Genomic DNA, 10,844 nt, shown 5'->3' with positions numbered 1-10,844 from the left:
GGTTGGCTAGCGGCTATTGCCGTGGGAAACACGTTTCCCCGACAGGCCGGACGCCAGTTTAATTGGATAATCACCGGTAAAGCAGGCATCGCAGAATTGCGGCCCATCCGGGTTGCGACCACCCTCGCCCATTGCACGATACAGCCCGTCAATCGAAATAAAGGCCAGTGAGTCAGCGCCAATTTCCTTGGCAATGGCGTCAATATCCAGCTTGGCGGCAATCAACTGGTCTTTATCAGGCGTATCAACCCCGTAAAAACAGGGGTTTGTCGTTGGTGGGCTGGCGATGCGCATATGCACTTCGGTAGCACCGGCGGCACGCATCATCGCAACAATCTTGCGCGAGGTTGTGCCGCGAACAATCGAATCATCAACAAGAACAACGCGCTTGCCACGAACCGTTGCCGGATTGGCATTATGTTTCATTTTCACACTGTCATTCCGGCCTTGCTGGGTCGGCTGGATAAAGGTGCGGCCAATATAGTGATTACGAATGATGCCAAGCTCAAAAGGAATTTTTGCTGCTTCGGCATAGCCAAGCGCCGCCGGCACACCCGAATCAGGGACTGGCACAACCAAATCAGCATCGGCGCGCGATTCATTGGCAAGCTCGGCGCCAATGGCTTTGCGGGCATGGTAGACGCCGCGCCCTTCAAGAACGCTGTCCGGACGGGCAAAATAGATATATTCAAAAATGCAAAACCGGCTCTGCTTGGCTGGAAATGGTTTAATTGATTTGATGCCAGCCTTGGTGATAACTACCATTTCGCCCGGATCCAGGTCGCGTACGATCTCAGCCCCGACAATATCCAGCGCACAGCTTTCGGACGCCAAAACATAGGCATCACCCTGTTTGCCAAGAACCAACGGCCGCACGCCTAGCGGGTCACGAACGCCGATCAGCATATCCTTGGCAACACAGACCAGTGAATAGGCACCTTCAATCTGTTTCAACGCGTCAATCAACCGGTCAGTCACCGTGTCTTGATGTGATCTGGCAACAAGATGAACGATGATTTCAGTGTCTGATGATGATTGAAACAGGCTTCCGGTTTCAACAAGTGATGACCGTAGGCGCGCCGCATTGGTCAGGTTGCCATTATGGGCAAGGGCAAAGCCGCCAAAGGCCAATTCCGATGAAAAGGGCTGGATTTCCAATAATGCGTTTGAATTGCCGCTGGTCGAATAGCGGTTATGGCCAATCGCAACATGGCCAACAAGATTGGCGATATGTGACGACCCAGCGCCAAAATTTTCGCCAACATGACCAAGCCCACGATGCGCGAAAAAGGTTTTGCCGTCAAAGCTGACAATGCCAGCGGCCTCTTGTCCCCGATGCTGGAGCGCGTGCAAGCCGAGGGCGGTGTTGATGCTGGCCTCATCGGTGCCGAAAATGCCAAAAACTGCACATTCTTCTTGCAAATGATCATCGTCAAAAGGGTTGGTCGTTACCAAACTCATAATCCATGTCCTAAAAATACGACGGCTAAAATGCCATTCAAACGGCCACCACAAGCTGGGTTATCAACCAAAACACTGGTTCGCGTCAAGGCGTGCCAGATTTTCAATGATGCGATATATCTGCAATGATAGGATAGGCCCGCAGTCACGCGGTATGTCTGCACTGGTGCGAAATGTCTGTTTTGCTAATTGGCCTTTTCGTCACTTAATAGTTTCATGCCGTTATCAAGGGCATCTTTGCCAGCTTCGATTGGGTCGTCAAAGCCTTGCGATACTGAATTTGTGCTCAAAGGGGCGCGATAGGTCAGATTATCAATCAATTTATCGCGGTAATCTTTGGGGACAAAACCAGAGAAATAATGCGCGCTGCGACTCAAAGCAGGGGTGCTTTGCGAGTCTGTAACAATATCGGGCAGATTATCTTCACCTTCGGCGGCAAAGACCGCAGCGACAAACACAATCAGCACAAGTCCAAAGCCACGAATAAACCCAAATAAAACGCCAAGCCAGCGATCAAGGCTGCCAAATCCAACGCGTTTCAGACCCGGGGCTAGCAGGCTTGCCAGAATGAACCAGATCACAACCGATGCGGCAAAGGGCAAAGCCCATGCCAGCGCCGCGCCAAGTCCTTTGACTTGCAGAAAATCAATGATTGGGGTTTCGATCACGGGTGCGGTGTAATTGGCAACAAGGATCGAGACAACCCAGCCAGCTAGCCCAAGCAATTCGCGGGTCATGCCGCGTAATGTCGATAGGATCGCTGACAATATCAACACAAGAAAAATGCCGTAATCAACCAACGTCAATGTTGCAAAATCGATCATGAAAACCCTTTTTCAGGAAAAACCCTGCGGCCATCCGTTCGGATTATGCGATAGAGTGTCAACTTATACCACCCATAATTTCAATCAGTTCGGCCAAGGTCGTTGGTTGCGCCATTGAAATGCCCGTGGTTTTGCCAATTGATTTACGTGGGCGCGGCATGACCGCATTTTCAAAACCCAACTTGGCGGCTTCTTTAAGCCTTGCTTCGGCTTGTGCCACTTGCCGCAACTCAGCCGATAGGGCGACTTCGCCAAAAAACACCGTCCGTTTCGGCGCGGGGCGACCTGTTACCGATGAAATAAGCGCTGCCGCAACCGCCAAATCAGCGGCTGTTTCATAGATTTTCAGCCCACCAGCCACATTCAGGAAAATATCACGCCCCGATAACGGCACGCCGCATCGCGCCTCAAGAACGGCGGTCAGCATGGCAAGGCGGCTTGAATCCCAGCCGACAACATTGCGTCGCGGGCTGGCAAGTGATGATGGCGCAACAAGCGCCTCGATCTCGACAAGAACCGGACGGCTGCCTTCAATGCCAGCAAATACCACCGCACCGGTAACATCATCGCGGCGATCAGCAAGAAACAGCTCGGACGGGTTTGGCACTTCGGCAAGACCGGCCTCAACCATCTCAAAAACGCCAATTTCGTCAGTGGCACCAAACCGGTTTTTGACGCTTCGCAAAATGCGGAAATGATGTGACCGATCGCCTTCGAAATACAGAACCGCGTCAACCATATGTTCAAGAACGCGCGGGCCAGCAATCGCACCATCTTTGGTCACATGCCCCACAATCAACAGCGCCACCTGATTGTTTTTGGCGGCTCTGATCAATTCCTGCGCGGTGGCGCGAACCTGCGATACAGTGCCGGGCGCTGAGTCCAGACTTGGCAGAAACATCGTTTGAATCGAGTCGATAACCATGATGTCCGGTTTGTCGGGGCCATCGATTGAGGCGGCGATATCGCTGGCATTTGTTGCCGTACCTAGCTCGACACTGGCATTGGCCAGCCCAAGGCGTTGGGCGCGCATGCGCACCTGATCAGCCGATTCCTCACCCGAAATATAGGCCGCTTTCAACCCCGCGGCCGCCAGCTTGCAGGTCAATTGCAACAGCAATGTGGATTTGCCAATGCCCGGATCGCCGCCAATCAAGGTTGCCGACCCCGGTACAAGCCCTCCGCCCGATACACGGTCAAATTCGCTAATCCCCGATTGCATACGCGGCGGTGGTTCGGGGCGGTTGTCAAGATTAAGGGCTTCGAGAACAATCCGGCGGCCAGTGACGCGTTTTCCCGGGCCGGATGGCGCTTCTTTGCGTTCCTCGACAAGCGTGTTCCAAGCGCCGCAATCATCGCATTTTCCGGCCCATTTTGGCGAAACAGCCCCACATTGTTGGCAAACGAATGAGAGTGAATTCCGCGCCATTATGATGTCGCCATTTTTGCAGGTGAGGCGGCAGGCTTTTCATTTGTCAGCGGGCCTTCCACCAAGCCGTGAACAAATTGATGCACCTCGGGAACACCGCTGTCATTCATCGCTTCGGCAGGGCCAGCCCAGATGATCACGCCATTATGCACCATCGCCACCTTGTCGGCGATCCGCCGAACCGATGCCATATCATGGCTGATGGTCACTGTTGTCGCGCCAAGCCGTTCACGCGCATCAATGATTAGCCGGTCAATCACCCCGCCAGTAATCGGGTCTAGGCCTGATGTTGGCTCGTCAAACAGCAGAATCTCGGGCCTGTCGACAATGGCGCGGGCAAGAGCAACGCGCTTTTGCATACCGCCTGATAATTCGGCTGGATATTGATCAATGACTGATGCGGCAAGGCCAAGCTGGGTAATGGTTTGTGCTGCGATGTCACGGGCGTCGCTTTTGTCTAACGCCTGCTGATGACGAAGCCGAAAGGTTACATTTTCCCAGATTGGAAGCGAATCAAACAAGGCGCCAAATTGAAAGGTCATGCCAAAACGCCGCCGTAAATCTTCAAGCGCGGCTCGCCCCTGACCCAATATTTCCTGCCCATCAATCTTGATGCTTCCCTGATCAGGCGTGATCAACCCGTTCAGACATTTCATCAAAACCGATTTGCCACAGCCCGATGTGCCAATGATCACAAGCGATTCCTGCGGCGCAACGGTAAGGTTGATGCCCTTTAAAACATGATTGGCGTCAAATGATTTGGTGACGCTGGATAATTCAATTTTGGGGGTAACAGCCATGTCTATCCCCCGAAAAACATGGTTGTGACAATGTAATTAGCGATCAGGATCAAGATTGACGCCGACACCACTGCATTTGTTGTGGCACGGCCAACCCCTTGGGCACCACGCCCCGAATGATAGCCGTGGTAACAGCCCATTAGCGCAATCAAAAAGCCGAACACCCCCGCTTTGACCAAGCCAAGTGTTACATCCGATACTTCAAGATATTCAAGCGTTCGCGCCAAATAGATCGACGGATTAAAGCCAAGACGATAAACCCCGACAAGATAGCCACCAAAAACACCAATCACATCACCAACAAGAACCAGAAACGGTAAACAGATCGTTCCGGCCAGCAAACGTGGTGCAACAAGATATTGCATTGGCCGTGTTGATAACGTGTCTAGCGCGTCAATTTGATCAGTGACCCGCATCGTGCCAATTTCGGCCGCCATTGAGGCACCAATCCGACCAGCAACCATCAATCCGGCCAAAACCGGCCCTAATTCACGTGTGACCGATAGCACAACGACCGTTGCTACCGTGTCTTCGGCCGAAAAGCGGGCAAAGCCGGTATAGGATTGCAGTGCTAAAACCATGCCTGAAAACAGTGTTGTCAACCCAACAACAGGAAGCGAAAAATATCCAATATCAATGATTTGGCGAAGCAGCTGTTGCCAATAATAGGGCGGTGTGAAAATCCATCGAACCGCTGTTACCGAAAACAGCGTGATCCGGCCGAATGCGGCAAGAAAATTAAGGGCGGTGCGACCTATATTTTGGACAAAGCCATGCATATGTCTGAAAACCGTCCCGGACAACTGAAGAAAAGACCGCTTTTGTTATGCCGATATTTGCCTTTTTTGGCTATAGGAAATTGGTTTGCTTTTTGAAAATTGATACAAAATGGGGCGCAGAGCAACGATATCGCAATGACCTGGGTAAGGGCGCAGGGGGGCTTTTGCCTGAATTAAAATGAACCGCTTTGATAATGCCAATCGGCGCGTTGCCCCAATGTCGTCATGATTTCATAGGAAATCGTGCCAAGATCGGCGGCCATCGCCTCAATCGGATAGGCATCGTGAATCAATGAAGCGTGATCAGCACGAAGGCTGTTTTGGTCAAGATCGGTGACATCGACAGTGATGCTGTCCATCGAAATGCGGCCAATGACTGGCGCGGTTTTGCCGCCAATTGAAACGGTTGCTTTACCACCAAGCTGGCGGCGATAGCCATCAGCATAGCCAACGCCGATGGTTGCAATGCGAGATTGCCGTTGCAGCTCAAAGGTGCCGCCATATCCAACCCGATCCCCCGCGGCAGCCTTACGAATTTGCAGGATTCGCGCTTGCCAATTAAACACGGGTTGAAGATCGGGGATCCGCGTTTCAAGCGGGTGAACGCCATAAAGCGCGATTCCTGGGCGGGTCATTTGGAAATGGTAATCCGTGCCCAGCAAACAACCAGCACTATTAGCAAGGCTGGCGGGAACACCGGCAAACCAGCTTCGCAACTCATTGAAACTGACCAATTGCCGCGCATTTACCGGATCATCAGCAAGCTCGCCCGATACCAGATGGCTCATCACATAGGCAATGTCCAGCCCATCAAGCGTGCCGCGATTCTGGATCAACCAATCGGCTTGATCAGCATCAAGCCCTAGACGCGTCATGCCAGTGTCGAAATGCAGCAAGGCTGGCAATGTCGCGCCGGTCTTATTGGCAAAAAGTCGCCAGCGGCTTATCTGTTCAAGATCATTGAGAACTGGCACTAATTGATTTGCCGCCAACGCATCTTCTTGACCAATTTGTGCGCCATGAAGAACCATGATGGGCATATCATTTATGCCGATCTTGTTGAAATGGCGTCTCAACTGGATGGCTTCACCAAGACTTGCCACAAAGAAAAGCGGGCATCCTGCCGCTGCCAAAGCCGTTGCAACAGCGCCGCTGTCAAGCCCGTAACCATTCGCCTTGACCATTGCGGCGGTCTTTGTTGATGGTGCTGATAGGCTGTCGAGAAACCGCCAATTGGCGACAATGGCGTCAAGATTGACGGTGATTGTGCTATCAGCATATCCGGATTGGCGTTTGGTCATAATGGCCTAGAACCCCTCGGGAAGATGGGTGCTTTCAGTCAAATCAGTAAAATGGGTAAAGCGCTTTTCAAAATGCACCTGAACCGATCCTGTTGGGCCATGACGCTGTTTGGCGACAATCACTTCAGCTTTATTTTCAGAATTTTGCATTTTCCGCAGCCAATCATCATGCCGCAAATTAAAGGTGTCTTCGGATTCTTCCATTTTGCGTTCAGGTTCGCGTTTGTTCAGATAATATTCTTCACGATACACAAACATAACCACATCGGCATCCTGCTCGATTGATCCAGATTCGCGCAAATCGGCAAGGTTTGGCCGTTTGTCTTCGCGCATTTCGACAGCACGCGACAATTGCGACAGCGCCACAACAGGTACGTTCAAATCTTTGGCAATGGCTTTAAGTGTACGGCTGATGTTGGAAATTTCCTGAACGCGGTTTTCAGATTTGACGCCAAGCTGCGGGGTCAATAGCTGAAGATAATCGACGATAATAAGCCCAAGGCCGGAGGTTCGCTTTAACCGGCGCGCGCGGCTGGCAAGCTGCGAAACCGAAAGTGATGGCGTATCATCAATAAAGAAAGGGGCGCTGGAAATGGCGTTGCTGGCGCTAACGAGCTGATCAAATTCAGCGCTATTCAGCTTGCCACGCCGGATTTGTTCGGAATCAACCTGTGCCCGTTCTGATAGAATACGCGTTCCAAGCTGTTCGGCCGCCATTTCAAGCGAGAAAAAAGCAACCGGAACCGCGGTTTCACCGGTTCGCGTTGTGACCGCTGCGTGAAATGCAATATTCGTGGCAAGCGCGGTTTTACCCATGCCCGGACGTCCGGCCAGAATGATCAGATCGGATTTGTGCAAACCGCCAAGAAGATTATTGAGATCGGTCAGGCCAGTGCTCGTGCCTGATAGATGTCCGTCACTTTTGCGGGCAAGATCGGCTTGCGTAATACTGCCGCTGATAACCGAATCAAAACCGCGAAGGCCAACGCTGGTGCTGTCAGTATCGGCAAGCCGGAATAATTTTGACTCGGCGGTTTCAATCTGTTGATGCGCTGGAACGTCGACTTCGGGATGGCTGGCATCGAGAATCACTTCATCGCCAATCAGAATAAGCTGGCGACGGACATGCGCTTCATGGATGATTTTGGCGTAATCGGGCGCTTGCGTGATGCTGATAACGCCATCGGCCAATTCGGATAAATAAGATTCGGCGCTATCGCTTTGAAAATCGTCACTATCGGTAAAAAAGCTTTTCAATGTTACCGGATTGGCCAATTGTCCGCGTTCGACGAGCCGCTGCATTGTCGCGAAAATGCGCCCATGAAAAGGATCATAGAAATGGTCGGCAAGCAGCCGGTCATCAATCCGTTCAAGAACACTATTATCAAGCAGAACCGCGCCAAGCAGATTTTGCTCGGCCTGCAAATTATTGGGCATCGTGCGTGACGGCGGTGTGCCGCCAGATCCGGGAAAAGTTTTTATATTGGAATTTTCATCAGCCATAGCTTTTTATACCAGGCTGGATTGGCGAATGCCTTTGTTAAATGTGGGGATGTTGGGGATAAGTCAAAAAAAAACCGCAGACAGGGCTCCGGTTTTAATTTGATCTGTTTTGAACAGATGATTTTTGGCCTGACTAGCTTGCGCTGTCGTCGCCTTCGCCTTCGCCTCTACCGGCTTCAGCAGCCTCAACTTCGGCGGTTTCAGCTTCAACCGCCTCTGGCGCGTCGTCGGTGATTTCGCCAGTGACTGCAATGCCTGTTTTCAGCTGGGTTTCAGCTTCGGCAAGCGAGCGGGCGATGTTCACAATAATCGTCACAACAACTTCAGGGTGAAGCCGGACACGTGCCTCGGTAAGACCCAAGGTCTTGATTGACCGATCCATGATCACCTGATTGCGGTCGATGGTGAAACCAGCTTCGGTAACCGCATCAGCAATGTCGCGTGACGTGACTGACCCAAACAGCTGACCCATTTCTGAGGCAGCGCGCACCATGCTGACAGCGAGGTCTTTCATTTTGCCAGCTTCGGTCTCGGCATCTTTACGAAGCTCGAGGTTATTGGCCTCACGCTGGGCGCGTTCGGCTTCAAAACGTTCAGTGTTGGCTTTGGTTGCCCGAAGAGCCTTGCCCTGCGGGATGAGGAAGTTACGCGCATAACCGGTTTTCACATTGACGAGATCGCCCATCTGACCCAGTTTTTCGATACGCTCAAGAAGAATGATTTGCATTTTGATGTCTCCTGAATTCTGGCGATACTTATGCTGTCACATAAGGCATCAGAGCCAGAAAGCGTGAACGCTTGATGGCAGTGGCAAGTTCACGCTGTTTTTTTGCAGAAACAGCAGAGATGCGTGACGGAACGATTTTCCCGCGCTCAGATGTGTAGCGGGCAAGAAGCTTTGTGTCCTTGTAATCGATCTTTGGCGCATTTGGGCCAGAAAACGGGCATGCCTTGCGGCGGCGGTTAAATGGCTTGCGAACAGCTTCGCGTTTGATTTCCAACTGAGTCATTGCTTAGTCCTCACTTTTTTCATCAGCGGCGCTGTCATTGCTTTCAACTTTGCCTGAATTGCGCTCACTGCTATCACGTTCGTCACGATCATCACGTCCACCGCGTGTTGGCCGCTCGGTCTTTACCTGCATCATAATTGATGGGCCTTCTTCGACCTCTTCAATCCGGATGTTTATAAAGCGAAGAACATCTTCATTCAAACCCATGATACGCTCATATTCCTTTAGCGCTTCTGGTCCGGTTTCAAGGTTGAACATGACATAATGCCCCTTCCGGTTCTTTTTGATCCGGTAGGCAAGAGCGCGAAGGCCCCAATATTCACGTTTTTTGATCGATCCGCCGGCAGATGTGATGATCTCGGCAAATTCATCAGCCATGGTTTCCACCTGGGCTGCAGTAATATCCTGGCGTGCAATAAGCACGCTTTCATACAAGCGCATGATAACTCCTTCTGGCTTATCGTTGCTGCCACCATCGGCACCAACTAACCGGTTCCCCGGCAAGGATAAAGTCAATGATGTGTTCGCACTCACGGCATCAAAGCCCCAAGTCCGAGGCGCAACATACACTTTTCCCCCGTAAGTGCAAGCCTGTTTGGCAGAATTAATAGGGCTGTCAAACCTGCCAGGTAGCCACCGTTGGCCTTTTGCCGATTATGCAGGGCGGCAAATAGTTGCCTTTGCAAAGCCATCTGGCATAGGGTCTGACTTATGTCGCGCGTCAGTGGCGTCGGTTTAACTTCAAATTCATGCTGGCTTTGGTCAGCGAGCGGGTGGATTACATGACGAATAGTTCGATTGCATTTTTGTTTCCCGGGCAGGGATCACAGGCGGTTGGTATGGGCGGCGCTTTGGCAGCGTCACATGCAGCCAAACTTGTTTTTGAAGAGATCAATGACGCGCTTGGTGAAAACCTGTTCGCCATAATGCAGGATGGACCGACTGATGCCATTCGCATGACACGAAATGCCCAACCCGCCCTATTTGCAACATCAATGGCGGCGGTTCGGGTTCTTGAAGCCGAGCTTGGCGCACCTCTGAGTAGCCGTGGCGGTATGACAGCAGGCCATTCGCTTGGCGAATATGCCGCCCTCGCTGCATCGGGCAGCCTGTCGATAAGCGATGCGGCGCGGTTGCTTCGCCAGCGTGGTGATTCGATGCAATCGGCGGTTCCGGTTGGCGAAGGCGCGATGGCGGCAATTCTTGGCGGTGATGAAGACCAGATCAATGCCATTCTTGCCGATGCGAAATCATCAGGCCTTGTCCAGATCGCCAATGACAATGCCCCCGGGCAAATCGTTATTAGTGGTGTTACTGCTGCGGTTGATGCGGCAATTGAAATTGCCAAGGCAGCCGGATTGCGGCGGGCAATCAAACTGCCTGTCTCAGCGCCGTTTCATTGCGATTTGATGGCACCTGCCGCCGATGTGATGGCAAAATTATTGTCAGATACCAATTTGTCCGATGCGCTTATGCCAGTCTATTGCAATGTGTCAGCCGCTGCCGAGACGCGCGCCGATCATTTGCGGGCAAATCTTGTCACACAGGTCACGGCGCGGGTTCGGTGGCGCGAGTCATTGATGGCAATGAGCGCCGCCGGTGCAACCAAATTTATCGAGCTTGGGACGGGTAAAGTTCTATCCGGTCTGGTCAAACGCAGCATCGAGTCGGATGCGGTCGTTAATATGGACGGACCAGATGATCTGGACAGCGTCTTGGCCGAGATGTAGTCTAACC

Annotated in this window: 11 protein-coding genes; 1 reads left to right on the top strand and 10 read right to left on the bottom strand. The window is 52.0% G+C overall.

The genetic code is table 11. The annotated features are described in order from the left end of the window. Positions 1–6 precede the first annotated feature (6 nt). The 10 genes from purF to rpsF form a co-directional block, all read right to left on the bottom strand. Entirely contained in the window at positions 7–1,455 is a 1,449-nt protein-coding gene (gene purF, locus ABXT40_RS06760; protein ID WP_443646976.1) for an amidophosphoribosyltransferase, read from the bottom strand. A 191-nt stretch (positions 1,456–1,646) separates the two neighbouring features. After that, positions 1,647–2,285, bottom strand: coding sequence for a CvpA family protein (locus ABXT40_RS06755; RefSeq protein WP_443644867.1), 639 nt, complete (start codon positions 2,283–2,285; stop codon positions 1,647–1,649). A gap of 58 nt (positions 2,286–2,343) precedes the next feature. Continuing rightward, entirely contained in the window at positions 2,344–3,714 is a 1,371-nt protein-coding gene (radA, locus tag ABXT40_RS06750; RefSeq protein ID WP_443644866.1) for a DNA repair protein RadA, read from the bottom strand. Next, on the bottom strand, positions 3,714–4,514 hold the full coding sequence (locus ABXT40_RS06745) for an ABC transporter ATP-binding protein (RefSeq protein WP_443644865.1): 801 nt from the start codon (positions 4,512–4,514) through the stop codon (positions 3,714–3,716). The genes radA and ABXT40_RS06745 overlap by 1 nt, the downstream gene beginning before the upstream one ends. Before the next feature lie 2 nt (positions 4,515–4,516). Continuing rightward, on the bottom strand, positions 4,517–5,293 hold the full coding sequence (locus ABXT40_RS06740; protein WP_443644864.1) for an MlaE family ABC transporter permease: 777 nt from the start codon (positions 5,291–5,293) through the stop codon (positions 4,517–4,519). A 173-nt stretch (positions 5,294–5,466) separates the two neighbouring features. After that, complete coding sequence (gene alr / locus ABXT40_RS06735) at positions 5,467–6,594, bottom strand: alanine racemase (protein WP_443644863.1); 1,128 nt, start codon at positions 6,592–6,594, stop codon at positions 5,467–5,469. Positions 6,595–6,600: 6 nt separating this feature from the next. Beyond that, complete coding sequence (locus ABXT40_RS06730) at positions 6,601–8,097, bottom strand: replicative DNA helicase (RefSeq protein ID WP_443644862.1); 1,497 nt, start codon at positions 8,095–8,097, stop codon at positions 6,601–6,603. A 133-nt stretch (positions 8,098–8,230) separates the two neighbouring features. Beyond that, positions 8,231–8,824 (bottom strand): 50S ribosomal protein L9, encoded by a 594-nt coding sequence (rplI, locus tag ABXT40_RS06725; protein WP_443644861.1) that lies wholly within the window; start codon positions 8,822–8,824, stop codon positions 8,231–8,233. Between the two features lie 28 nt (positions 8,825–8,852). Further along, entirely contained in the window at positions 8,853–9,107 is a 255-nt protein-coding gene (rpsR, locus tag ABXT40_RS06720) for a 30S ribosomal protein S18 (RefSeq protein WP_443644860.1), read from the bottom strand. 3 nt (positions 9,108–9,110) lie between these two features. Beyond that, positions 9,111–9,548, bottom strand: coding sequence for a 30S ribosomal protein S6 (gene rpsF, locus ABXT40_RS06715; protein WP_443646975.1), 438 nt, complete (start codon positions 9,546–9,548; stop codon positions 9,111–9,113). Positions 9,549–9,889: 341 nt separating this feature from the next. Here rpsF and fabD point away from each other — a divergent pair, with 341 nt between their 5' ends. Beyond that, complete coding sequence (fabD, locus tag ABXT40_RS06710) at positions 9,890–10,837, top strand: ACP S-malonyltransferase (RefSeq protein ID WP_443644859.1); 948 nt, start codon at positions 9,890–9,892, stop codon at positions 10,835–10,837. Positions 10,838–10,844 lie beyond the last annotated feature (7 nt).

This window comes from Candidatus Ponderosibacter sp. Uisw_141_02 (genome assembly GCF_048087665.1).
Taxonomy (GTDB): domain Bacteria; phylum Pseudomonadota; class Alphaproteobacteria; order Puniceispirillales; family Puniceispirillaceae; genus UBA3439.
This window is presented reverse-complemented; position numbering and strand designations above follow the sequence as displayed.